This window comes from Nocardia sp. NPDC046763, assembly GCF_040645495.1.
GTDB lineage: Bacteria > Actinomycetota > Actinomycetes > Mycobacteriales > Mycobacteriaceae > Nocardia.
On the sequence record NZ_JBEYYI010000011.1, the window covers coordinates 210888 to 234329 of the forward strand.

At 68.9% G+C, this 23442-nt stretch carries 27 protein-coding genes; 10 read left to right on the plus strand and 17 right to left on the minus strand.

Annotated features, from left to right (window positions below):
• Positions 1–95: 95 nt before the first annotated feature.
• Positions 96–836: a VIT family protein gene (locus ABZ909_RS20160; RefSeq protein WP_357001672.1), complete on the plus strand. Its 741-nt coding sequence runs from the start codon at positions 96–98 to the stop codon at positions 834–836.
• Here ABZ909_RS20160 and ABZ909_RS20165 read toward each other — a convergent pair.
• From ABZ909_RS20165 to ABZ909_RS20175, 3 genes are all read right to left on the minus strand, one after another.
• Positions 833–1255, minus strand: a complete 423-nt coding sequence (locus ABZ909_RS20165; protein WP_357001675.1) for a hypothetical protein — start codon at positions 1253–1255, stop codon at positions 833–835. The genes ABZ909_RS20160 and ABZ909_RS20165 overlap by 4 nt on opposite strands.
• 33 nt (positions 1256–1288) lie before the next feature.
• Positions 1289–1843 (minus strand): hypothetical protein, encoded by a 555-nt coding sequence (locus ABZ909_RS20170; RefSeq protein ID WP_357001677.1) that lies wholly within the window; start codon positions 1841–1843, stop codon positions 1289–1291.
• 157 nt (positions 1844–2000) lie between these two features.
• The gene (locus tag ABZ909_RS20175; protein ID WP_357001679.1) at positions 2001–3044 is read right to left on the minus strand and encodes an NAD(P)-dependent alcohol dehydrogenase; all 1044 of its coding nucleotides are present in this window, start codon (positions 3042–3044) and stop codon (positions 2001–2003) included.
• A 132-nt stretch (positions 3045–3176) separates the two neighbouring features.
• On the opposite strand from ABZ909_RS20175, the gene ABZ909_RS20180 reads away from it, so the two are divergent.
• The 3 genes from ABZ909_RS20180 to ABZ909_RS20190 all read left to right on the plus strand — a co-directional run bounded on the left by ABZ909_RS20180 (position 3177) and on the right by ABZ909_RS20190 (position 6111).
• Positions 3177–3974: a helix-turn-helix transcriptional regulator gene (locus tag ABZ909_RS20180; RefSeq protein ID WP_357001681.1), complete on the plus strand. Its 798-nt coding sequence runs from the start codon at positions 3177–3179 to the stop codon at positions 3972–3974.
• An 85-nt stretch (positions 3975–4059) separates the two neighbouring features.
• Positions 4060–4722: a PadR family transcriptional regulator gene (locus ABZ909_RS20185; protein ID WP_357001683.1), complete on the plus strand. Its 663-nt coding sequence runs from the start codon at positions 4060–4062 to the stop codon at positions 4720–4722.
• Positions 4723–4911: 189 nt separating this feature from the next.
• Positions 4912–6111 (plus strand): NAD(P)/FAD-dependent oxidoreductase, encoded by a 1200-nt coding sequence (locus tag ABZ909_RS20190; protein WP_357001685.1) that lies wholly within the window; start codon positions 4912–4914, stop codon positions 6109–6111.
• A 53-nt stretch (positions 6112–6164) separates the two neighbouring features.
• Here ABZ909_RS20190 and ABZ909_RS20195 read toward each other — a convergent pair whose 3' ends face one another.
• Both ABZ909_RS20195 and ABZ909_RS20200 read right to left on the minus strand, forming a co-directional pair.
• Positions 6165–8201, minus strand: a complete 2037-nt coding sequence (locus tag ABZ909_RS20195) for an MDR family MFS transporter (protein WP_357001688.1) — start codon at positions 8199–8201, stop codon at positions 6165–6167.
• A 97-nt stretch (positions 8202–8298) separates the two neighbouring features.
• Positions 8299–8955 carry a TetR/AcrR family transcriptional regulator gene (locus ABZ909_RS20200; RefSeq protein WP_357001690.1) on the minus strand — a complete coding sequence of 219 codons (657 nt, stop codon included), beginning with the start codon at positions 8953–8955 and terminating at the stop codon, positions 8299–8301.
• 120 nt (positions 8956–9075) lie between these two features.
• Here ABZ909_RS20200 and ABZ909_RS20205 point away from each other — a divergent pair, with 120 nt between their 5' ends.
• The 3 genes from ABZ909_RS20205 to ABZ909_RS20215 all read left to right on the plus strand — a co-directional run bounded on the left by ABZ909_RS20205 (position 9076) and on the right by ABZ909_RS20215 (position 10931).
• On the plus strand, positions 9076–9951 hold the full coding sequence (locus ABZ909_RS20205; RefSeq protein ID WP_357001692.1) for an oxidoreductase: 876 nt from the start codon (positions 9076–9078) through the stop codon (positions 9949–9951).
• A 99-nt stretch (positions 9952–10050) separates the two neighbouring features.
• On the plus strand, positions 10051–10518 hold the full coding sequence (locus ABZ909_RS20210) for a transcriptional regulator (RefSeq protein WP_357001694.1): 468 nt from the start codon (positions 10051–10053) through the stop codon (positions 10516–10518).
• A 47-nt stretch (positions 10519–10565) separates the two neighbouring features.
• On the plus strand, positions 10566–10931 hold the full coding sequence (locus tag ABZ909_RS20215; protein WP_357001781.1) for a DUF3817 domain-containing protein: 366 nt from the start codon (positions 10566–10568) through the stop codon (positions 10929–10931).
• Between the two features lie 189 nt (positions 10932–11120).
• Here the strand turns inward: ABZ909_RS20215 and ABZ909_RS20220 are convergent, their stop codons facing one another.
• The 10 genes from ABZ909_RS20220 to clpS form a co-directional block, all read right to left on the minus strand.
• Positions 11121–11729 carry a non-canonical purine NTP pyrophosphatase gene (locus ABZ909_RS20220; protein WP_357001696.1) on the minus strand — a complete coding sequence of 203 codons (609 nt, stop codon included), beginning with the start codon at positions 11727–11729 and terminating at the stop codon, positions 11121–11123.
• On the minus strand, positions 11726–12496 hold the full coding sequence (rph, locus tag ABZ909_RS20225; RefSeq protein ID WP_357001698.1) for a ribonuclease PH: 771 nt from the start codon (positions 12494–12496) through the stop codon (positions 11726–11728). Before rph ends, ABZ909_RS20220 begins: the two co-directional genes overlap by 4 nt.
• 73 nt (positions 12497–12569) lie before the next feature.
• A complete protein-coding gene (locus ABZ909_RS20230) occupies positions 12570–13334 on the minus strand; it encodes a cyclic nucleotide-degrading phosphodiesterase (RefSeq protein WP_357001783.1) in 765 nt (254 codons plus the stop codon).
• Between the two features lie 68 nt (positions 13335–13402).
• The gene (locus ABZ909_RS20235) at positions 13403–14107 is read right to left on the minus strand and encodes a rhomboid family intramembrane serine protease (RefSeq protein ID WP_357001701.1); all 705 of its coding nucleotides are present in this window, start codon (positions 14105–14107) and stop codon (positions 13403–13405) included.
• Positions 14108–14262: 155 nt separating this feature from the next.
• Positions 14263–15225, minus strand: coding sequence for a cysteine synthase (locus ABZ909_RS20240; RefSeq protein ID WP_357001703.1), 963 nt, complete (start codon positions 15223–15225; stop codon positions 14263–14265).
• Positions 15226–15227: 2 nt separating this feature from the next.
• Complete coding sequence (locus ABZ909_RS20245; RefSeq protein ID WP_357001706.1) at positions 15228–15506, minus strand: MoaD/ThiS family protein; 279 nt, start codon at positions 15504–15506, stop codon at positions 15228–15230.
• 31 nt (positions 15507–15537) lie between these two features.
• On the minus strand, positions 15538–15963 hold the full coding sequence (locus tag ABZ909_RS20250; protein ID WP_357001708.1) for a M67 family metallopeptidase: 426 nt from the start codon (positions 15961–15963) through the stop codon (positions 15538–15540).
• 115 nt (positions 15964–16078) lie between these two features.
• A complete protein-coding gene (locus ABZ909_RS20255; protein WP_357001710.1) occupies positions 16079–17146 on the minus strand; it encodes a P1 family peptidase in 1068 nt (355 codons plus the stop codon).
• Between the two features lie 33 nt (positions 17147–17179).
• Positions 17180–17749 (minus strand): DUF2017 domain-containing protein, encoded by a 570-nt coding sequence (locus tag ABZ909_RS20260; protein ID WP_357001785.1) that lies wholly within the window; start codon positions 17747–17749, stop codon positions 17180–17182.
• Positions 17750–17771: 22 nt separating this feature from the next.
• On the minus strand, positions 17772–18065 hold the full coding sequence (gene clpS / locus ABZ909_RS20265; protein WP_357001788.1) for an ATP-dependent Clp protease adapter ClpS: 294 nt from the start codon (positions 18063–18065) through the stop codon (positions 17772–17774).
• A gap of 201 nt (positions 18066–18266) precedes the next feature.
• Between clpS and ABZ909_RS20270 the strand changes: the two genes are divergently transcribed.
• Positions 18267–19577 (plus strand): nicotinate phosphoribosyltransferase, encoded by a 1311-nt coding sequence (locus tag ABZ909_RS20270; protein ID WP_357001790.1) that lies wholly within the window; start codon positions 18267–18269, stop codon positions 19575–19577.
• On the opposite strand, the gene ABZ909_RS20275 is transcribed toward ABZ909_RS20270, so the two are convergent.
• Positions 19507–19758 (minus strand): hypothetical protein, encoded by a 252-nt coding sequence (locus tag ABZ909_RS20275; RefSeq protein ID WP_357001712.1) that lies wholly within the window; start codon positions 19756–19758, stop codon positions 19507–19509. The two genes, ABZ909_RS20270 and ABZ909_RS20275, sit on opposite strands and share 71 nt — an antisense overlap.
• A 138-nt stretch (positions 19759–19896) precedes the next feature.
• Here ABZ909_RS20275 and ABZ909_RS20280 point away from each other — a divergent pair, with 138 nt between their 5' ends.
• Both ABZ909_RS20280 and ABZ909_RS20285 read left to right on the plus strand, forming a co-directional pair.
• Entirely contained in the window at positions 19897–20466 is a 570-nt protein-coding gene (locus ABZ909_RS20280) for a nicotinamidase (RefSeq protein WP_357001714.1), read from the plus strand.
• 104 nt (positions 20467–20570) lie between these two features.
• On the plus strand, positions 20571–22622 hold the full coding sequence (locus ABZ909_RS20285; protein WP_357001717.1) for an ATP-dependent DNA helicase: 2052 nt from the start codon (positions 20571–20573) through the stop codon (positions 22620–22622).
• A gap of 159 nt (positions 22623–22781) precedes the next feature.
• On the opposite strand, the gene ABZ909_RS20290 is transcribed toward ABZ909_RS20285, so the two are convergent.
• Positions 22782–23300: a DoxX family protein gene (locus ABZ909_RS20290; RefSeq protein WP_357001719.1), complete on the minus strand. Its 519-nt coding sequence runs from the start codon at positions 23298–23300 to the stop codon at positions 22782–22784.
• Positions 23301–23442 lie beyond the last annotated feature (142 nt).

The window sequence follows — 23442 nt, forward strand, 5'->3', positions numbered from 1 at the left end:
TTGCAGCAAACCGTCCGCACACCACGCAAATGGGAGCGATGCCTCCCCCGAACGCGTTACCGCATGAGTGGGTCCCGGTGAATTAGGCTGCCCACGTGGACAACACCGGAGCCGGAGCCGCGGACGCCGCGCTACCGCACCCGCACGAGCCGCACGACGAGAGCCTCGCCTCCCGCCTCAACTGGTTGCGGGCCGGCGTGCTGGGCGCCAATGACGGCATCGTCTCCACCGCCGGTCTGGTGGTCGGTGTGGCCGCCGCCTCCACCGACTCCAGCGCCATCCTCACCGCCGGCGTCGCGGGCCTGGCCGCCGGCGCCCTCTCCATGGCGGTCGGCGAATACGTCTCGGTCAGCACCCAGCGCGACTCCGAGCGCGCCCTGCTGTCCAAGGAGAAGCGGGAGCTGGCCGAGGAGCCGGAATACGAACTGGCCGAACTGACCCAGATCTACCGGGCCAAGGGCCTGTCCGCCGAGACCGCCCGCCAGGTGGCCCAGGAACTCACCGCGCACGACGCCTTCGCCGCCCACGCCGAGGCCGAATTGGGTTTGGACCCACACGCTCTCACCAATCCGTGGCATGCCGCGCTGTCGTCGGCCGTCTCCTTCACCATCGGCGCCATCCTGCCGGTCCTGGCCATCCTGCTGCCCCCGACCCAGTGGCGCATCCCCGTCTGTTTCGCCGCCGTGCTGGTGGCGCTGGCCCTGACCGGGTCGGTGAGCGCCCGGTTCGGTGGCAGCAATCCGCGCCGAGCCGTGCTCCGGGTGGTCATCGGCGGTGCGCTGGCCATGGCCGTCACCTACGGAATCGGCCAGCTGGCAGGGGTTTCCGGACTCTAGTCGGAGGGTTGGCCCGAATCCTCCGGCGGCGCGGGCGGATTCACCGGCCCGCCACCCGGGCCCACCAGCGCCGGGATATCCACCGGATGCGGCGCGACGGGCGCCGGAATCACCACCGGTGGAGCCGGATCCGGGGCCGGTCCCGGAACGGACGGAACCTGTTCGGCAGGAGCGACATTGGGCGGATGCGGAGCGGGCGCGACATTGGGCGGGTGCGGAGCGGGCGCGAAACGGTCGTGACGCGGGCGGGGGACATTCACGATCGAGGTGTCGGCGATCGGGCGATCACCGGACGAGGTGAGCCATATGCCCGCCCCGACAGCCATCGCCAGGAGGACGGCGGCCAGGACCACACGGCCCAGCCGCCGGGGGTCGATATCACCTTGGTCGCGCCGGATCTCGTCTGCCGTGCCGAGCATGGCTGTCCTCCTTCGGATTCCGGGCCGCGACAACTAGGGAGCGGGCGGCGGGGGCGGGGGTGGCACCAGGAACGGGAGGATCGGGGCCAGAATGTCCGGCAGTGCGGGGGCGGGTGGCGGGGCCGCCGGCGCGGGAGCGGGTGCGGGCGGCTCGGGAGCCACCTCGACCGGCGCGGGCGGAGGGACGTATTGCTGAGTTTGCGGGGCGGTTTGCTGAGTTTGCGGGACGGTGGAGGGCGCCGGGGCGGGCGCGGGATTCGGCGCTGCCGCCGGGGCGGGCGATGGTGGTGCCGGGGCCGTCGAGGTGGCGGGCGAGGGCGCCTGGGGCTGCGCCTTGACGGACTCCGGGGCGGTGGACGTGGAAGCCGGTGGGGTGTCCGGTGTTTCGGCGCCACCGGGTCTGTCGAGGGCGGCCCACAGGGTGCCGCCGATGAAGGCGAAGATCACGCTGATCGAAAGGACCAGTAGGCCGGCGAGCACCCAGAAGGGCATCGCCCCCGCCGCGGTCAGACCTGGGGTCCCGTCATTCGATGCGGCGGGCTCCTCCCCCGCCGTATCGGGTCTCTCGCGTACCGCGCCCACCGCCACCGGGGAACTCCTTCGGCTCGAAGCACACGCCCGTAGATCCGAAATGCCTCTCCTTCAAGGCACGGTACACAGATTTGCTGACTATCTGAACCGGCTACACGGTAAGGAAATAGTTCCAGGTGGATATCTATCCGAACTGATTGCCAGTAAGTTGCTGTTAATCCAGGGTGAGCACCACCTTGCCGAACGGGTCACCGGTCTCGAAGTATTCGAACGCCTCGACCGCCCGCTCGAACGGATACACCCGATCGATCACCGGCCGCATGCCGTGCTCGGCCATGGTGCGGTTCATGAACTCCAGATCCGCCCGGCTGCCCACCGCGATGCGGCGCAGGCCGACATACTTGCCGCCCAGCGGATCGGCGGGCAGCTGCCCCGGTTCGGCCGGAAAGGCCCCGATCAGCGCGACCTGGCCGTTGTAGGCCGTGGCCGCAAGGGATTTCGCCAGCGTCCGCTTGCCCACCGCCTCCACCACGAGCTGCACGCCCAGGCCGTCGGTGAGCTCCAGCACCACCCGCTCCCAGTCCGGGGTCGCGGTCCGGTCCACCACCTCGTCCGCGCCCAGCTTGCGCAGGCGCTCGCCCTTCTCCCGCGACGAGGTGAGGGAGATGACCTGCGCGCCCAACATTTTCGCGTGCTGCACCGCGAACAGCCCGACCGGACCGGACCCGACGGTCAGCACGGTGTCGGAGGGCCCGACGGGCACCGGCTTGGTCACCGCGGCCCAGGCCACCAGACCCGCGCAGGTGAGGGCGGCAGCTTCCGAGTCGGTCAGATACGGCGGCACCTGCACCACCGAGTCCTCTTCCAGCAGCACATAGGTCGCGAGCCAGCCGTCATGGGTCGCGCCGTACTGCTCATTGCTCAGCGCCCGGGTCTGCGGGCCGTCGTTCCAGGCGACGAAGTAGGTGCTCATCACCCGGTCCCCCAGCGCCGCGCGGGTCACGCCCGCACCCAGGCCGATCACCTCACCGACGCCGTCGACCAGCGGCACCACGCCCGGCCGGGCCGGCACCGGGTAGGTGCCCTCCATCAGCATGATGTCGCGCCGGTTCAGGGAGGCGGCACGCACCCGCACCACCACCTGGTGCGGTCCGGGGATCGGCGCCGCCTGCACCGCGGTACTCAATCCGGCCGTGCCGCGCAGCGGATCCAGGTGGTACGCAACACCATTCGTGTTCTGCTCGTATCCATCACTCATGGCCCCGAGTCTGTGCCGCGCCGGCTGTCACCGCGATTCCCTACAGGGAATGATCGAGGCCCGGTTCCCCGGCCGTGTGACGATTCCCTGGAGGGAATCGCGATACGACACCACCCCGAACACAGTGGAGGTATGACGACCATGGCCCCGGCGACGACCACACCGTTCGCACAGCAGCTCCGCGGCTGGCGGACACGGCGGCGGTTGAGTCAGCTCGATCTGGCCATCGCCGCCGAGACCAGCCAGCGGTATCTGAGCTTCCTGGAGCAGGGACGCTCGCAGCCGGGGCGGATCATGGTGGTCCGCCTGGCCGAGGTGCTGGGGCTGTCGCTGCGGGAGCGCAACGCAATGCTGCTGGCGGCTGGCTATGCGCCGATCTTTCCCGAATCCTCGCTGGACGCACCGGAACTCGACGCGGTCCGGCATGCGCTCGACACCATCCTGCAGGGACATCTGCCGTATCCGGCCGTGGTGACCCGGCCGTTCGGCGTACTGGTGGCGGCCAATCCCGGATTCGAGCTGCTGACCGAGGGCTGCGCGCCGGAGCTGCTGGAGCCCCCGATCAATGTGCTGCGGCTGGCCCTGCATCCGGACGGGCTGGCCCGGCGGGTGGAGAACCTGCCGGAGTGGGGGCGGCATGTCACCGACAGCCTCCGCAATCGCGCGGGCCGCAGCCCGGATCCCTGTCTGGACGCGCTCATCGCCGAACTCGACGGCTATCTGCCGCCGGTGGAGCCGGGCCCGGGGCATCTGGGTTTCGCGGTGCCGCTGCGGCTGCGGTCCGAGGCGGGCGAGCTGCGGCTCATCACCACTGTCACCTCGTTCGCGACGGCCACCGATATCACCCTGTCCGAGCTGCACCTCGAGGCGTTCCTGCCCGCCGACGAGGCCACCTCCGACCACCTGCGCGCCCGCTTCGCCCGCGCTTAGATGCCGATCGGAGCACGATTCCGGCCGAATACTTGTCGCCGAATACTCGTAGACGTATATTCGTAGACGAGTAAGGAGGTGCCGGATGGCTCGCAAGCGCAAGGTCGCCAATCTGATGGGGCTGGCGGTGCTGTCCGCCGTCGTCGTCAAACCCATGCATCGATACGAAATCGCCGCGCAGTTGCGGGCATGGGGCAAGGACAACGACATGAGCGTCAAGTGGGGCTCGCTCTACACGGTCGTGGACAACCTCACCAAGCACGGCTTCGTCGAGATCGCCGGCAGTGAACGCGACGGCGCCCGGCCGGAACGGACCATCTACCGGATCACCGATGCCGGGCGCGCCGAACTCACCGACTGGACCAGGGAACTCATCGCCGACCCCGAGCACGAGAAACGCCGCTTCATGGCCGGGCTGTCCGTTGCCTCGGTGCTGCCGCCCGACGAGGTCGTCGACCTGCTCACCCAGCGAATCACCAAGCTGGACGGCACCATTGCCGAATCCCGCGCCCAATTGGCAGCCCTGGACGGCACCGTGCCGCGGCTGTTCCTGATCGAAGACGACTACGAGCTGGCCATGCTGGCGGCGGAGTCCGAATGGGCACGCGCACTGCGCGATTCGCTCGCCGACGGCAGCTTCCCGGACGTGGAGGGCTGGCGGGCCTGGCATCGCTACGGCGCCATGCCCGCCGACATCGCCGAGCCGCCGGAAGGGGGAGCCGACACACCGCAGTCCCAGCACGACTGATCCATATGGACCGGGCCCCGGCGAGGGTGCTGCAACACCGCCGCCGAAGCCCGGGAACACACCGTCTCGAACCGCGTCCGTGCAGGCGAACCCGGCGCCGAGTTTGGCAACTACAGGATAACTGGGTTCTCCACGCGCGGGACGGTTCGGGGTTTTCGATACCCTGCGAACACTTCTCGGGAGAGAACCATGTCCATTCGTTCCGCACTCGTCATCGGTGGCGGCATCTCCGGCCCCGTCACCGCCGCCGCGCTCCACCTGTCCGGAATCGACGTCACCGTCTTCGAGGGCTACCCGGGTCCCGCCTACGGCATCGGCTCCAACCTGGCACTCGCGCCCAATGGCGTGGCCGCGCTGGACATCGTCGGGGCGGGCGACGCGGTGCGCGCCCTCGCGATACCCATCAGCCGGTCCTCGATGTCGGTCAACGGCAAGCGATTCGAACTGCCCGGCATGACCGATATCGAGCCGCTGCGGGTGATCGACCGCGCCGACCTGCACCGGGTACTGCACGACAATGCCGTCGCCGCCGGGGTGCGCTTCGAGTACGACAAGCGGCTCATCGAGGTGGAGGAGCACGCGGGCGGGGTGACCGCCATCTTCGCCGACGGCAGCAGCGCGACCGCGGATGTCCTCATCGGCGCGGACGGAATCCGCTCCACCGTGCGCACCCTGGTCGATCCGAAAGCCCCCGGACCGACGTACCTGCGCATGCTCAGCTTCGGCGCGTACACCGACTGCCCGATCGACCTGGAGCCGGGCATGATGACCTTCGCCTTCGGACGGCGCGCCTACTACCTGTACTGGGCCATGCCCGACGGGCGGGTCTCGTGGGGCGCGAATCTGCCCAGCGAGCAATACTATTCGCTCACCGAGGCCCGGACCGTCCCCGCCGAGCAGTGGCTGCGCACGCTGCGCGAGACCTACGCCGGGGAGGATCCGGGCGAACAACTGGCCCGCAGCACCACCCCGGCGCAGCTCGCCGTGATCGGCGCGCTGCACATCATGCCGCCGGTACCGCACTGGTACCGGGGCCGGCTGGTGATCACCGGCGACGCCATCCACGCGCCCAGCAACACCTCCGGGCAGGGGGCCTCGCTGGCCATCGAGAGCGCGATCGAGCTGGCCCGGTGCCTGCGCGATATCGACGATCCGGCACGGGCTTTCGCCACCTACGAGGCGCTGCGGCGGCCGCGGGTGGAGGGCGTCGCGGCCCGCGTCGCCCGGATGAACCAGACCAAGGCCGCCGGGCCCATCGCACGCAAGGCCATGCAGCTGATGATGCCGCTGCTGTTCAAGCGGATGGATCCGGAGAAGATGCTGGGCGGCGAGCAGCGATTCCGGATCGACTGGGACGCCACCGTGCGGCCCGCCACCTTATCCGTCTGACGCCCGAAAGCACGACGCCCCGCCGCGAATTCCGCGGCGGGGCGTCGTGACCGTCAGTGCACCGGCAGGACATCCGGGCGGTCGGCCTCGTCGAGCAGTTTGGTGGCGATATTGTCGATGGCCTGATCAAGCAGAACCCGATCGGCGGCATCGGTGGAATCCCAACCGGTGAGCTGGGTTTCGAGCCAGCGCTTCCACGCGTCCCGCACCCGGTCCACCTCCTGCACGCCCTTGTCGGTCAGTGCGAGCTCGTCACCGTCACGGCGCAGCAGACCCTCGCGTTCGGCCTTGTCGTACACCGGGCCGATCAATTCCGCTGGGATCCAATGGGTTCGGGCGATGTCGTCGATCGTCGCCGTCCCGCGCAGGCGGTTGTACATGCGCACCTGCTCCAGCGCCCAGGCCTCGTCGCGGCCCAGCGAACTGCCCGCCGCCGCCAGGATTCCCGCGTCCGGCACGGCATTGTCGCGCTGCTTGCTCAGCACCCGCGCGACGCACCGCTCGAGCTGCACCAATCGGTCGGCGGAGTCCGGCACCGAGAACTGTTCCCCCACATCGGTGGCTTCGGCCCGCGCGCTGTCGCGGAGTGTCACCTGCTTCAGGAAGAACGCCACCACGAAACCGAGCAGCGCCACCGGCACCACCCAGCGAAAGACGAAGTCGATGGAGTCCGCGTAGGCGTGAATGATGGGCGCGGACTGCCGTTTCGGCAGATCCCGCAGCGCCGCCGGATTCTGCGCCACCTGCGGCGGGACCCGCGCCTCGATCAGCGCCGCCTCCAGATTCGGGCGCAGCCTGTTCGAGTACAGGGTGCCGAACACGGTGGTGCCGAACGCGCTGCCGATGGTGCGGAAGAAGGTGACGCCGGAGGTGGCGGTCCCCAGATCCGAGTACGGGACGCTGCTCTGGACGGCGATGGTCAGCACCTGCATGGCCAGACCGACACCCAGGCCCAGGATCAGCATGTACACCGACATGACCCAGAAGCTGGTGTTCGCCCCCATCGTCGACATCAGGTACAGACCCAGCGCCATCACCGCGCAGCCGATGATCGGGAAAGCCTTGTAGTGCCCCGTCTTTCCGACGATATTGCCGGACAGGATCGACGTGAAGAACAACCCGACCACCAGCGGCAGCGTGCGCACCCCGGACGCGGTCGCCGAAACACCCTGCACGTATTGCAGATACGCGGGCAGGTACGTCAAGGCGCCCAGCAGCGCGAAGCCGACGATGAAACTCAGGATCGAGCACACCGTGAACACATTGCTGCGGAACAGGTGCATGGGCAGCATGGGTTCGGGCGCGCGGAACTCCGCGGCCACGAAGGTCGCCATGAGCGCCACCGCGGCCGCGAACAAGCCGATGATGGTGGGCGAGCCCCACGCGTATTCCTGCCCGCCCCACTCCAATCCGAGGATCAGGCAGGTGACGCCGACCGCGATCAGCGCGATGCCGAGATAGTCCACGATCGGTTTGACGACCGCCCTGGTCATCGGAATGGTGCGGGCCGCCAGCGCGATCATGACGATGGCGAGGGGGACATTCACGTAGAAACACCAGCGCCAGCTCAGGTGGTCGGTGAACAGCCCGCCCAGCGTCGGCCCGATGACGGTGGTGATACCGAAGACCGCGCCCAGCGCGCCCTGGTACTTGCCGCGTTCACGCAGCGGGATGACATCGGCGATGAGAGCCATCGACGTGACCATGAGCCCACCCGCGCCCAGCCCCTGCACCGCGCGCGCCACGATGAGCAGCGTCATGCCGTTCGCGAGCCCGGCGACCATCGAGCCGATGATGAAGACGGCGCCGCTGATCTGGAACACCAGCTTGCGGCCGAACAGGTCGCCGAACTTGCCGGACAGGGCGGTCGCGATGGCCTCGGCCACCAGATAGGAGGTGACCACCCAGGCCATGTGCCCGGCCCCGCCCAGGTCCGCGACGATGGTCGGCAGGGCGGTGGAGACGATGGTGGAATCCAACGCGGCCATGAGCATGCCGAGCGCCACGGTTCCGAAGATGACATTTCTGCGGGCCCGGCTCAGCGGACGGGGCGGAGCAGGCTTCTCGGCGGTGGCGCTGGCACCGGTCATCGGGTCAGTATGTGCCGCTCACCAGCCACTCTGTGGCAACGACACGGCACCCCGGTCATTCCGACAGACCGACCGATCAGTTCGTGTGCGGCACCGGTCAGTTCGCGCGCACCGCGTACCCGCCGAGCGCGGGCTCGAGGGTCCCGAAGGCCGCGGCCACCTGCCCGCCCAGCACCGCGGCGATGGCGTCGTTCGACTCCCCCGCGACCGTGCGCCGCAGCACCTCCTCGAACAGGGTGCGATGCACGCCACCCAGCAGCGCGGCCGCGATCCGGGCCGTGAAATCATCTGCGGCACAACCGGTTTCTCCCGCCAGCACCTCGGCGAGCCGGCGCTCCCGATCCTCGTGGAACTCCCGCAACCGCGCCACCAGCGCGGGGCTGCCGGTGATCAGGGCGGCGAAGTCCGGCCCGGAGAATCCGGCGAGCACGGCATCCTTGTCCGCGACCGCCGCCAGATATGCCCGCCGCAGCGCGGCCAGCGCCGACTCGCCGGCCCGCCGCTCGCGCACCGTGACCGCCGGGCCCGCGACGAAGACCTCGTGAATATCCAGCACCAGGTCTTCCTTGCGCGGGAAGTAGTTGGTCACGGTCATCTTGGCGACCTCGGCCGCCTCGGCGATCTCGGCGATGGTGACATTGTCGTAGCCGCGGTCCAGGAACAGCCGGGTGGCTGTGTTCGAGATGTTCTGCCTGGTCTGCAGCTTCTTGCGCTCGCGCAGCCCGAGCGGCGCGGCGGCGGACGAGGATGCCATCGAATCATTATCATCACTATTTTATGACTGTCACAAGTTCATCCTCGCCCCGAGGGCTATCGCCGTAACTTACTCTGAAGTAAGGTCGAACAAACGACTCGAATTGTGAGGTCAGCAGCCATGGCATGGAAGCCAAGCGAAATCCAGGACCAGACCGGACGCACCTTCGTGATCACCGGCGCCAACGGCGGCCTCGGCGAACAGACCACCAAGGTGCTCGCGGGCAAGGGCGCCACCGTCATCATGGCCTGCCGCAATGCCGCCAAGGCCCAGGAGGTGGCCGACCGCATCGAGGGTGACGTGCGGGTGGCGAGCCTGGACCTGGCCAGCCTCGACTCGGTGCGGCAATTCGCCGAGGGCACGGGCGAATTCGACGTGCTCATCAATAACGCCGGCCTGATGAACATCCCGTTCTCCCGCACCAAGGACGGCTTCGAAACCCAGTGGGGCGTCAACCATCTCGGCCACTTCGCCCTGACCGGGCTGCTGCTGGACCGGATCGGCGACCGGGTGGTCACCCTGGCCTCCATCGCCCACAAGCAGACGCCCAAGCTGTGGATCGACGACCTCAACTACGAGCACCGTCGCTACCAGCGCAATCTCGCCTATGCGCAGGCCAAGCTCTCGAACCTGATGTTCGCCCGCGAACTGCAGCGCCGGCTGACCGAGGCCGGTTCGGCCAAACGCTCCTACGCGGTGCACCCGGGCGTCTCGGCGACCGACCTGTTCGCCCACACCGAAACCGCCCTCGACAAAATCTCGAAGCCGTTCATCCGGATCGTCGGCCAGTCCCCGTACCACGCGGCCTACTCCTCGCTGTTCGCCGCGACCAAGACCGACGCCGACCCGACCATCTACTGGGGTCCCACCCGCTGGTTCGGCAGCCAGGGCCCGGTCGAGCCCTCGCCGTCCAGCAAGATCTCGCAGGATCCGGAACTGCTGCGCCGGCTCTGGACCGAGTCCGAACGTCTGACCGGGGTCACCTACAAGTTCTGAGTCTCGCGCCCGGGGCCCGTCGCATCATCCGGTGCGACGGGCCCCGCTGTTACCCACCTCCTACTACGCAGTGCGTAGTCCCCAGGTACCGTGGAGTGCGTGCCCGCTCCCCATCGCCGCCCGGCCCTGATCGTGTTCGTGGTCGTGGCGTTCGCGGCGTGCCTGGGGCTGGGCTATTGGCAGTGGACCCGATTCGAGTCCGGCGGCGGCACCTATCAGAATCTCGGTTACGCGCTGCAATGGCCGTTGTTCGCGGGATTCGTGGTGTGGGCCTACGTCCGATTCGTGCGCCTGGAACAGGAAACCGAGCAGGACGGCGCTCCGGTGTCCGAACCGGCCACCGTGTCCACGCCGACCAGCGCCCCCGCCGACCGGCCGCGCCGGCCGAAACCCGAGGCGCAGCGCGAAATCCCGGCGGGCTTGCTGCCGGAGCGCCCCACAGCCGCCCGGGACGAGGATCCCGAGCTCGCCGAATACAACAGGTACCTGGCCGATCTGCACGCCCGCGACATGGACGACAAGGTCCGTGACGCCGGTCTGCACCACACCGAGAGGAGCGCCGGTTGAGCACCCGCGACAACTCCGCACCATCCCCCGTCGCCGGTGACACCACGCTGGCACCCCGCCCGCTCGGCGCCGCCGCGCCTGCGAAGATCCGCGGCGCGCTGACCCGCTACCGGGCCCTGGCCTATATCACCGGTGTCTGGCTGCTGGTGCTGTGCGGTGAGATGGTCTACAAGTACCTCATCCTCGACGACAGCAGCACCGCCCCGCACTGGCTGTTCTATATCGGCCAGGTGCACGGCATCTTCTACATGATCTACCTGGTCTTCACCATCGACCTCGGCATCAAGGCCCGTTGGAAGCCCGCCACCACGGCCCTGACCTGCCTCGCGGGCACGATCCCGTTCCTGTCCTTCGTCTTCGAGCATTACCGCACCCGCGAGGTGAGGGCTCTCACCGCCTCTCCGGGACTCTAGCGGGGGCTCGGGAGCCGTTGACTGTCGCGCACCCGTGCCGGCGGTCGGGTGCCGAAACTATCTTTGGCGTGCCCGGGTAATTACCCCGAACGGCACGAGATCACTTGCCGGCCTCTCGATCGAGCTGTACGCGAACGACCGAAAGGGGTTCGGGACCAAGTCCCGAACCCCTTTCGCGTCTACCGGAATTCAGTTGCCGGCGAGGGCCGCCAGCGCCGGGAGGAGCTGACGCAGGGCGCGGCCGCGGTGCGAGGCGGCGTCCTTCTCGGCCGGGGTGAGCTGGGCGGCGGAGACGTCGCCGCCGTCCGGGAAGAACAGCGGGTCGTAGCCGAAACCGCCGTCGCCCACCGGCTTCCGGCCGATCACGCCCGGCCATTCGCCACGCACGACCTCCTCGACGCCGTCGGCGACCAGGGCGCAGGCGGAGACGAAGCGGGCCCCCCGGCGCTCGTCGGGGACGTCGCCGAGCTGGGCCAGCAGCAAGGTGTTGTTGGCCCCGTCATTGCCGTGGATGCCGGACCAGCGCGCCGACAGCACGCCGGGCATGCCGTTGAGCGCATCCACCTCGAGACCGGAATCGTCTGCGACGCAGGGCAATCCGGTGGCGGCGAAACCGTCGCGGGCCTTGGCGACGGCATTGCCCTCGAAGGCGGCGGCGGTCTCGGGGGCCTCATCGTAGGGCGGCACGTCGTTCAGCCCGACGATCTCGATGCCCACGATGCCGGCCTCATCCAGGATGCGGCGCAGCTCGTTCAGCTTCTTGGCATTGCGGCTGGCGACCAGGACGCGGCGGGTCATCGCTTCTTGGACTCCCCGGGCTCCGGCAGCACGCCCGGGTACGGCAGCGCGAGCGCTGCCTTCTGCACCACGAACAGCTGCTCACAGCCCGCCAGCGCGGAATCGAGCAGTTTGTCGAGGGTGGAGCGCGGGAAGGTGGCGCCCTCGCCCGTGCCCTGGATCTCGACCAGGGTACCGGTGTCGGTGGCGACCACGTTCATGTCGACCTCGGCGCGCGAATCCTCCTCGTACGGCAGGTCGAGGCGCACCCGGCCGTCGACCACGCCGACGCTCACCGCGGCGATGGCGCAGGAGATCGGTTGCGGGTCGGTCAGTTTCCCGGCAGCGCCCAGATAGGTGATGGCGTCCGAGAGCGCGACATACGCGCCGGTGATGGCGGCGGTGCGGGTGCCGCCATCGGCCTGCAGCACATCACAGTCCACCGCGATGGTGTTCTCGCCGATGGCCGACAGGTCGATGCAGGCGCGCAGCGAACGGCCGATCAGCCGCGAGATCTCCTGGGTGCGGCCACCGACCTTGCCCTTCACCGACTCTCGTCCCGAGCGGGTGTGCGTCGCGGCGGGCAGCATGGCGTATTCGGCCGTCAGCCAGCCCAATCCCGACTCGCGCCGCCACGGCGGCACCCCGTCGGTGACGCTCGCGGTGCACATCACCCGCGTCTGCCCGAACTCCACCAGCACGGACCCCGCTGGGTGCGTGGTGAAGCCGCGGGTGATCCGTACGTCGCGGAGTTCGTCATCCGCCCTGCCATCGGCTCGTTTCGACACGGCCCACAGCCTAACGGCCCGTGATGCGTCGCCGCTCGCGCCCCGCTGAACGATGTCGGGCGCGGGCGCGCGATCAGATGTCGAAGACCTCGCCAGGGGAGACCGCGTGCACGGGACCGTTGAAAACCGCCTTGGCTTCGGCGATGACGTCCTCGCGGGAGGTCCACGGGGGAATGTGGGTGAGGAGAAGTTCGCCGACACCGGCCTGGGCGGCGATCAGGCCCGCCTCATGGCCGGAGAGGTGGATACCCGGCGGGCGGTTGGCCGGGTCGTGGGTCCAGGAGGCCTCGGCGAGCAGAACGTCTGCGCCGCTGGCCAACTCGAAGACCTCGTCGCACAGGGCGGTGTCGCCGGTGTAGACGAGGGTGCGGCCGGCGGCGGTGGAGATGCGCAGGCCGTAGGACTCCGGCGGGTGGCACATGCGGCGAGCCTCGACGGTGTGGCCGGGGCCGAACGGCGCCGGGACGCCCGCCTGCCAGACCCGCATGTCGATCACGTCGGACCAGTCGTCGGTCTCGCCGCCGATCTCCGCGGAGGCGTTGCCGATTCGCAGCGCGGTGTCGGTGGGGCCGTAGACGACGGCCTTACCCGTGGGCGGATTGGGGTGGTAGCGACGCCACACCAGCAGGCCCGGCAAATCCAGGCAGTGGTCGGCATGCAGGTGGGTCAGGAAGATGTCGACCTCACCCGGATCCAGGTGACGCTGCAGGGCGCCGAGTACCCCGGGGCCGAAATCGATGACGGTCGGTGTCATATCCGGGCCGGTCAGCAGGTAACCCGACGCCGGGGAATCCGGGCCGGACACGCTGCCCGAGCACCCGAGGACGGTGAGGCGCATTCCCCCATGCTGCCACGCTGCATTCTCACTCAAGGAGGGATCCCCCAAATCGCCGGCCGCGTCCAGCGTCACCCCTGCGACGCGAGACGGCCGGCGTCAGTCCCGCGACGATGACGACGTTCATTCCCAGAGAGTACCCATCCGGCAACCACTCCACCTATCGCCCCGAAAAGATGCCCTTGCCAAGAGATTTCCGGGTTGCTGGGCAGGACGCCCCACAGGATCGAGCCGTAACACACCGCCACCACCACTCCGACAGCGATCTGCAACACATTTCGCGAGAACCAGCCCCAGCAGATCAGATATGTGAGCCAGCCGAACACCAGCACCGAGGCGCCGACCGACACGCTGTGCGGCGGCGCCGTGAACCACTGGCCAACCCCGGCGATCACCCAGATGATGGCCGTCGCCGTCAGCCCCCGCCCGATTCCGGTCAGCAGGGTGAGCAGCCCGAGCACGATCACCGGCAGGGTGTTCCCGAACAGATGCCCCCAATTGGCATGCAGCACAGGCGCGAACAGAATGCCGGCCAGCCCGTCCTCGCTACGCGGCTTCACCCCCGCCTGATCGAGCTCGTTGTTCGTGAGGCTGTTGACCCCCTCCACGGTATATAGCAACGCCGTGAATCCCAGGGTCAGCGCAATGGCGCGCTGCCACAGCAACTTCAGAGCACCATTCCCGCCCGACCCGCCCGCCGGCTTCGCCAGCTGCCCCCGCAACCGCCCGATCCGATCCGGATCGAACGACGCGCCCATCCCGCTCCCGCCGCTCATAGCAAGACCTCCTAGCCGCCCTGCCCCGAGCCTACCGCCGCGATATGCCCGGCCGCCTCGGGGAATTCCCCGATCCGCGAACCACATATCAGCCTGCTCTTATGCCGCGCGCCCGCTGCGAATGCGCAGCGGGCGCGGGATGGCTGTGCGCGGAGTCAGGCCCAGAGCTGGCCGTCGAGCTTCTCCTCGGCCTCTTCGAGGGTGCCGTCGTAGGCGCCGGTGGAGAGGTATTTCCAGCCGCCGTCGGCGACGATGAAGGCGATATCGGCGCGCCGGCCGGCCTGCTGGGCCTTCTTGGCGACGCCGAGTGCGGCGTGCAGGATGGCGCCGGTGGAGATGCCCGCGAAAATGCCCTCTTCGAGGACCAATTCGCGGGTGCGGCGGACAGCGTCGTAGGGCCCGACCGAGAAGCGGGAGGTCAGGACGGACTCGTCGTAGAGCTCGGGGACGAAGCCCTCGTCGAGATTGCGCAGGCCGTAGACCAGTTCGCCGTAGCGCGGCTCGGCGGCGACGATATCGATTCCGGGGACCTTCTCACGCAGGAAGCGGCCGGTCCCCATGAGCGTCCCGGTGGTGCCCAGACCCGCCACGAAGTGCGTGATCTCGGGCAGGTCGGCGAGGATCTCGGGGCCGGTGGTCTCGTAGTGCGCCAGCGAGTTGGCCGGATTGCCGTACTGGTAGAGCATCACCCAGTCCGGATTCTCCGCGGCGATCTGCTTGGCCAGCGCCACAGCCTGATTGGAGCCGCCCTCGGCCGGGGAGTCGATGATCTCGGCGCCGAACATGGTGAGCAACTGCCGCCGCTCCACCGAGGTGTTCTCCGGCATCACGCACACCAGGCGATAGCCCTTCAGCTTGGCCGCCATGGCCAGCGAGATACCGGTATTGCCGCTGGTGGGTTCGAGAATCGTGCAGCCGGGCGTGAGCCGCCCGTCGGCCTCGGCCTGCTCGATCATGCGCAGCGCCGGGCGGTCCTTGATGGATCCGGTCGGATTGCGGTCCTCGAGCTTGGCCCACAGCCGCACGTGCTCGTCACCGTCCCACTGCGGGGACAGGTTCTTCAACCCGACCAGCGGGGTGTTGCCCAGTGTCGCGATCAGCGACTCGTAGCGTGCCACGGTTAGCGCGCGCCGCCGGCGACCGCCGGGAGGATGGTGACGGTGCCGTCCTCGGGCACCTCGGCCTCGAGCCCGCCGGTGAAGCGCACGTCCTCGTCGTCGACGTAGATGTTGACGTAGCGGTTGAGCTTGCCGTCCTTGAGCAGCTTCGCCTCCAGGCCCGGGTAGTTGGCCTCCAGGTCGGCGATGAGGGCGGCCAGGGTCGCGCCCTGGGCCTGAACCCGCTTCTCGCCCTTGGTGATCGGGCGCATGATGGTCGGGATGGACACGGTGACCGGCATGAGGGGGACTCCTTGTGTAATTCGTTCAGGCTCAGGCGGATTGGCTGTAGGCGGGGACGATCTCGACGGGCTCCTCGGTGACCTCGCCCTCGAGGATCCGATAGCTGCGCAGGTCGTGCCGCTCGGGATCGCGGGTGGAGATCAGCACGTAGTGGGCATTCGGCTCCGACGCGAACGAGATGTCGGTACGGCTCGGGTACGCCTCGGTGGCGGTGTGCGAGTGGTAGATGACCACCGGCTCCTCGTCGGCGGCATCCATCTCCCGCCACAGCCGCAGCTGCTCACCCGAGTCGAACTCGTAGAAGGTGGGCGAGCGCGCGGCATTGATCATGGGGATGAACCGCTCGGGCCGATCGGAACCCTCGGGACCGGCGATGACACCGCACGCCTCGTCGGGATGGTCGGCGCGCGCGTGCGCGACCATCGCCTCCACGAGGTCGGCCCTGATCACCAGCACAGTCGCATCCTTCCGCTCGACGCCCACGGCCGAACGGCCGAAACGCTGTCGTCAACAGGTGAGACTAGGCGGCTATTCCCGATGAACCCGGTCACACCCCGGCGCCCCGCACCCGTCACGGCAGCGGTCCGAACAGGTCACGGTAGGTGGGGATGCCCGCCACCGAGGTCGCCGACAGGATCGCGTCCACGATCGCGCGCTCCACGCAGACCGCCGCGGCCGTGCACAGCTGGTCCAGGATCAGCAGATCAGCGGGGAAGGCCGGGGGCATGGGAATCGCCGGCGGCTGCTCGGCAGTGCCGGTGGCCAGCGCGAACAGGGTGTCGCCGTCCAGCGGCGAATGTGCGGGGCGGATGGCCCGGGCCAGCCCGTCGTGCGCGGTCGCGGCCAGCCGCTTGCAGGCCGCGGGATCCAGCGCGGCATCGGTGGCGACCACGCCGATGGTGGTGTTGAGCACGGTTCCCTTCACCGCGAGGGCATTCGCGGTCGCCAGCTGTTCGGCGGTGGCCGGGCGCAATCCGAAATGCTCCGGGCCGTCGGTGCCCGCGCCCCACGGGAGTCCGGTGCGCGGGTCGAAGACCGAGCCGACCGGATTGGCCACGATCACCGCGCCCACGGTGATGCCCGCCGCCGGGCCGTCGGTGAAACGCACACTGGCCGTGCCGATTCCGCCCTTGAGCGACCCCGCCCGCGCGCCCACGCCCGCACCGACCGACCCGCGCTCGAACTTCGGGTCCGCGGCCTCCGCCGCCAGGAAACCGAAATCGGCGTCGGGCCGAATGTTCCACGCTCCCACCGGAAGATCGAAGATGACCGCCGCGGGCACGATCGGCACCACGCGGGACGGGTCGGCGGGATCCATCGGGATCCCCTCCCGGTGCTCCTCCAGCCAGCGCATGACGCCGTCGGCCGCGGCTAGCCCGTAGGCGCTGCCGCCGGTGAGCAGGATCGCATTCACCTGCCGCACAGTGTTTCCCGGGTCCAGCAGGTCGGTCTCGCGGGTGCCCGGACCGCCGCCCCGCACGTCCACCGCGGCCACGGCCCCGTCCGGCACCCGGACCACCGTGCAGCCGGTGGCAGCTCCCGACCCGAGGGTGGCGTTCGCGTCCAGCACGTGGTGCTGGCCGACCAGGACTCCGTCGACGTCGGTGATCGAATTACGTGGTCCCGCAACACTGTTCACGGCAGCTCCTCCTCGGTGGCCAGGCTCGGTGCCCTAGGGCGCGAGCGCCTGGATCAGGGAGTCCTGCATCCAGGTGAGCCAGTGGTAGACCTCGAGGCTCGGCCCGCGCGGATCGTCGTCCGGAAGATGGTCGGGCGTGTCGGTGGTTATGTCCAGGGCCGTGCCGAGGGCCAGCCGCACGTCGTTGAGCGCGGTGAGCCAGGCGTGCGCCTGTTCCTGGCTGATGATGATCTTGCCGCCCTGCGGCGGCAGCGTTTCCAGGATGACCAGCCCGGCGGCCACCTTGGACTCGATGATCTCCGGCTCGTGCAGGCTGCGCAGGGCGCTGTTGAGGCCGGCGCGCTCGGCGTCGGGGGAACCGGGCTCGGGGCGATGGAAGTCCGGCAGCAACCGGGCCAGCCGCGGATCATCGGGCGGTTCGGTGTTGCCCGTCTGTAGCCCGGTCAGCTCCGCGAGGTCGTCCTCGGGTGCCGAACGGGCGCGATCGGTGAGCAATCCGGTGACAGCCCCGACCAGCGAACGCAATACCTCCGCCTCGTGGGCGTCCATTTCCGAACGCAGTTTCAGCCCGCCCAGGGAGGTCTTTCTGCTCCACTTCCGCACGGGGTTACCGTAGTCGTCCTGTTCACTCGTCACGTTGCATGGTGGCCCACAGCCCAGCCGCGTGCAGCCGTTGGACGTCGTGCTCCATCTTGTCGCGCGAGCCAGCGGACACCACGGCCTTGCCCTCGTTGTGGACCTTCAGCATCAGCTCGGTTGCCTTACCTTTGCTGTAGCCGAAGAGCTTCTGGAAGATGTAGGTCACGTAGTGCATGAGGTTGACCGGATCGTCCCATACGACGGTCACCCACGGCCGGTCCTCGGCCTCCAGAATCTCGGAGTATTCAATGGCCTCCGGTGTCGCCTGTGCCGCCGACATAGTCACGTTGACGCCCGCCGGACCGGCGGCGACCCGGACAACGTCCTGATTACACAGACCCATAACAACCAGGGTACGACCTGAGAACTCAGAAACAACAGTCCGCGCGACACGCCGTCGCGACGTGGAAGTGAGATCGACGCCCGGGCGTGGCGCATGGTCGGTGGGACGGCTGTCGATGTGCTTAGAGTGGTTTCCGTGATGATCGCGGACGGACTGACCAGTACGGCCCTGCTGACCGACCAGTACGAGCTCACCATGCTGGCGGCGGCGCTGGCCGACGGTTCGGCCCAGCGGCAGTGCACCTTCGAAGTATTCGCCCGAAGGTTGCCGAATGGTCGGCGCTACGGCGTGGTCGCGGGGACCGAGCGGTTGCTGGCGGCCTTGAGCGAATATCGTTTCGGCGAGCCCGAACTCGCGGTCGCCGAACGCTTCCTGGACAACCGCACGCTGGAGTGGCTGCGCGACTACCGCTTCCGCGGCGAGATCGACGGCTATCGCGAGGGCGAGCTCTACTTCCCCGGCTCCCCGATCGTCACCGTGCGCGGCACCTTCGCCGAATGTGTGCTGCTGGAAACCCTCATCCTGTCCATCTACAACCACGACAGCGCCATCGCCGCCGCGGCCGCCCGCATGGTGAGCGCCGCCGGCGGCCGCCGCATGATCGAAATGGGTTCGCGCCGAACACACGAACTCGCAGCCCCCGCCAGCGCCCGCGCCGCCTACCTGGCCGGCTTCGACGCCACCTCCAACCTGGAGGCGGCCCGCAGCTTCGGCGTCCCCAGCGCCGGCACCAGCGCACACGCCTTCACCCTGCTGCACAGCGGCGCGGACGGCGCGCACGAGGCGGCGGCCTTCCGCAGCCAGGTCGAGGCGCTGGGCGTGGGCACCACGCTGCTCGTCGACACCTTCGACATCACCCGCGGGGTAGCCACCGCCATCGACGTGGCCGGGCCCGAATTGGGCGGCGTGCGTATCGATTCCGGCGATCTGGGTGTGCTGGCCCGGCAGGTGCGTGAGCAGCTCGACGCACTGGGCGCGGTGCGCACCCGCATCGTGGTGTCCGGCGACCTGGACGAATACGCCATCGCCGCCCTGCGCGCCGAACCGGTCGACGTCTACGGCGTCGGCACGTCACTGGTCACCGGCTCCGGCGCGCCTACCGCGGGCATGGTCTACAAGCTGGTCGAGGTGGAGGGCATCCCGGTGGCGAAACGCAGCTCCCACAAGGAGTCTCGCGGCGGCACCAAGCGCGCGGTCCGGCTGGCGCGGAGCACCGGCACCATCGTCGAGGAAATCGTCTACCCCGCTGCCGCGGCCCGCCCGGACCCGGACGGCTTCGACATCCGCGACGTCCAGGTCCCGCTGGTCCGCGACGGCGAGGTGCTGACCGACCAGCCCACCCTGGTACAGAGCCGGGAACTGGTGGCCAAGGGCCTGATCAGCCTTCCGTGGGAGGGCCTGAAGCTGTCGGCGGGCGAACCCGCGATTCCGACGACGTTCCTGAGCTGACCCGCCACAGGCCCGCCGCGATCACCGCGGCGGGCGCGGCGAACAGGGCCGTGCGCACCAGCGCGCTCAGCAGATCGCCGGCCTCGAACGCGATCTCGTGCCACGCCAGATTCGCCACCACACTGGCGATCTCGAACGCCACGAAGAACCGCAGGGCCATCAGCACGGCACTTTTCATCATTTCCCCCAGTATGTCTTTCGTCTCTTCCCGCGATGCAGCGACCGATGTCGCCGTGGACCGGCCGGGCGCCGGGCGGCACAATGCAATACGAGCGGCGCGCCGTCGTGGTTCAGCCGCCGATTCCCGGGAGGTCCGCTCATGAGCCGAGCCCTGATCGTCGTCGACGTACAGAACGATTTCTGTGAAGGCGGATCATTGGCCGTCGCGGGCGGCGCGGCCGTGGCCGAGCGCATCACCGAATACCTGGGCGTCTCCGACTACACCGCCATCGTCGCCACCCGCGACTTCCACATCGACCCGGGCGCGCACTTCTCCGAGCAACCCGACTACGTCGACACCTGGCCGCCGCACTGCCGCGTCGGCACCCCCGGCGCCGACTTCCATCCCAGCCTGGATACCGGGCCGATCCAGGAGATCTTCTCCAAAGGCGCGTACACCGCGGCCTACTCGGGCTTCGAAGGCACCGCCGCCGACGGCTCGACCACCCTCGCCGACTGGCTGCGCGCCCACGCCATCGACGCCGTCGACGTCTGCGGCATCGCCACCGACCACTGCGTCCGCGCCACCGCCCTGGACGCCCGCGCCGCCGGCTTCGACACCCGGGTCCTCCTCGGCCTCACCGCCGCCGTCTCACCCGCAACCCTGGCCACCGCCCTGGACAAACTCCGCGCCGCCGGAGTCGAACTGGCCGGAACACTGGAAAGCTGACTCACGACCTGGACGAGCGCCCTGATCGGCGGAAATCGGTCCTGGCGGGCGGCCCGGAGAGGTTTGCGCGAGGGTTGTCGGGGCGGCGCAGTAATCTGGCCGCCGTGCCTGAACTGCCTCCCGTTCCGAAGCTGTTGGCCACCGCTGTGCAGGCGTTGGGGGGTAAGGAGCGCAAGGGGCAGCAGACGATGTCGGCGGCTGTCGCGCACGCCATCGACACCGGGGAGCATCTGGCGGTGCAGGCCGGGACGGGGACGGGCAAGTCGCTGGCGTATCTGGTGCCGAGTCTGCGCCACGCGGTGCGGACCGGGCGGACCGTGGTGGTCTCGACCGCGACCATCGCGCTGCAGCGGCAGCTGGTGGACCGAGATCTGCCGCGGCTGGCCGACGCGCTGGCGACGCCGCTGGGCCGCGTGCCGCAGTTCGCGATTCTCAAGGGGCGCAACAACTATCTGTGCCTGAACAAGATCAACAGTGCGATTCCGGAGGAGCCGGAGGCCGAACTCTTCGACGCCTTCGCCATTTCCAAGCTGGGCCGCGAGGTGCAGCGGCTGAACGAGTGGGTCTCCGACACCGAGACCGGCGACCGCGACGAGCTCGCCCCCGGCGTCAGCGATCGGGCCTGGCGGCAGGTCAGCGTGAGTTCCCGGGAATGCCTGGGCAAGTCGCGCTGCCCGTTCGGGCAGGACTGCTTCGCCGAAAAGGCGCGCGCCGAATCCGGGCAGGCCGATGTGGTGGTCACCAACCACGCGCTGCTGGCCATCGACGCCATCAGCGGCATCCAGGTGCTGCCCGAACACGATGTGGTGGTGGTCGACGAGGCGCACGAGCTGGTGGACCGGGTGACCGGCGTGGCCACCGCTGAACTGTCCACCTCGGCCATCAGCGCCGCGGCCAAGCGGTGTTCGAAACTCATCGACGAGCAGGAGGTGGACCGGCTCGAGGGCGCGGCCGAGGCCTGGCACGAGCTGCTCGACGACCTGCAGCCCGGACGCTGGGACCGGATGCCGGACGGCGCGGCCCCTGTGATCGCGCTCATCCGCGACGCGGCCTGGAACGCCCGCACCGCCCTGGCCCCGCAGGGTGGGAGTTCCGCCACCGGCGACCCGGAATCGGCGGCGGCCCGCAATCAGGCGCTGGCGGCCGTCGAGGAGGTGCACGACGCGGCGGTGCGGGTGCTGACCACCTTCGAGGAGTCCGATCCCGCCGCGCACCGCGATGTCATCTGGCTGGCGGCGGAGGATGTGCGCGGAATCGCGCGCCGCACGCTGCACATGGCACCGCTGTCGGTGGGTGGGCTGCTGCGCAGCCGCCTGTTCGGTACGGCCACCGTGGTTCTCACCTCGGCGACGCTGCAGATAGGCGGCTCGTTCGACAATCTGGCGGTGACCTGGGGCCTGCCGCCGCAGTCCTCGGCGACCGTGGACCCGGCCCTGGCCACCGGCACCGAGGCCCCGTCGGACGAGAAGACGCTGCGCTGGAATTCGGTCGACGTGGGTTCGCCCTTCGACCACGCCAAGTCCGGAATCCTGTATGTGGCAAAGCATCTGCCCGCACCGGGCCGGGACGGGCTGCCGCAGTCGTATCTGGACGAGATAGAACGTCTCATCCGTGCGGCGGGCGGGCGCACCCTCGGGCTGTTCTCGTCCATGCGAGCGGCCAAGGCGGCCACCGAAATTCTGCGGGAGCGTCTCGACACCCCCATCCTGTGCCAGGGTGACGACGCCACCGGCGCCCTCGTCCGGAAATTCGCCGAGGACCCGGAAATCTCCCTCTTCGGGACACTTTCACTGTGGCAGGGCGTGGATGTTCCCGGTCCGTCGCTGAGTCTGGTGATCCTGGACCGGATTCCGTTCCCGCGCCCGGACGACCCGCTCCTGGTGGCACGTCAGCGCGCGGTGGAATCGCGAGGTGGCAATGGATTCCTGTCGGTCGCGGCCAATCATGCGGCGCTGCTGCTGGCGCAGGGAACGGGCCGTTTGCTGCGCAGTGTGGACGATCGCGGCGTTATCGCAATTCTGGATTCGAGACTGGCCACGGCGCGCTATGGCGGTTATCTCCGAGCATCGTTACCACCATATTGGGAAACATCCGATCCCCAAGTTGTGACAAAAGCTCTCGAAAGACTGACAAATAGTGTCGCGCAAATGAAATGACCTTGTGAGAACAGTCACAGGGGTGGTTCCTACTTCCGATCAGAAGTAAATTAGCTTTCGATACTCCGGTGAACCCCCCAATTCCCACATCGGACGTGTCCGTCGTCCCCGCGCCAAGCCCTGCACGCGGCGCGGGGACACCGAGACTTTCTTCCCGGTCTACTTCACCGCGAGGGTGATGAGCGCGGCCACCACGCCCAGCGCGACCGCCCCGGCGCCCCAGACCAGACCTTGGCGCTGCCACGGGCGACCGGAGTCCAGCGACACCCGACCCGGCCCCGCGAAGGCGAAGGCGACGGCCGCCACGGCGTACACCGCCGGCAGCTCCCACATCGCGAATCCGCCACTCCAGGTGACGTGCACGGCATTGATCATGGTGCCCAGCGCGATGGCGCCGGCCAGCGGCGTCAGCAGGCCCAGCATCAGCAGCAGCCCGCCAGTGAGCTCGCTCAGACCGGCCAGGGTGGCGAAGAACTTGCCCGGGTCGTAGCCCATGCCCTTGAAGCCCTGCGCGGTCGCGTCCAGGCCGTAGCCGTTGAACCAGCCGAACAGCTTCTGGGCGCCGTGCACGGCCAGTCCGCCGCCGAAGCCCAGCCGGGCGACCAGCAGGCCGATATCGGTGCCACTGAGGCCGTTCGGGGCGGTGGCTCGGGCGGTGGCGTTCACGGTTGCGGTCATGTCGGGGTCCTCGTCTCTCGGTCTGTACGGCTCGGCGGCGATCCTATCCGGACCGTGGTCCGTTTGTAGCCTACAGCAGGTCCCCGACGAGACCGGGCGCGAGGCTATTCCGCCTCGCGCCCGTGAAAGGGATTCAGGGCCG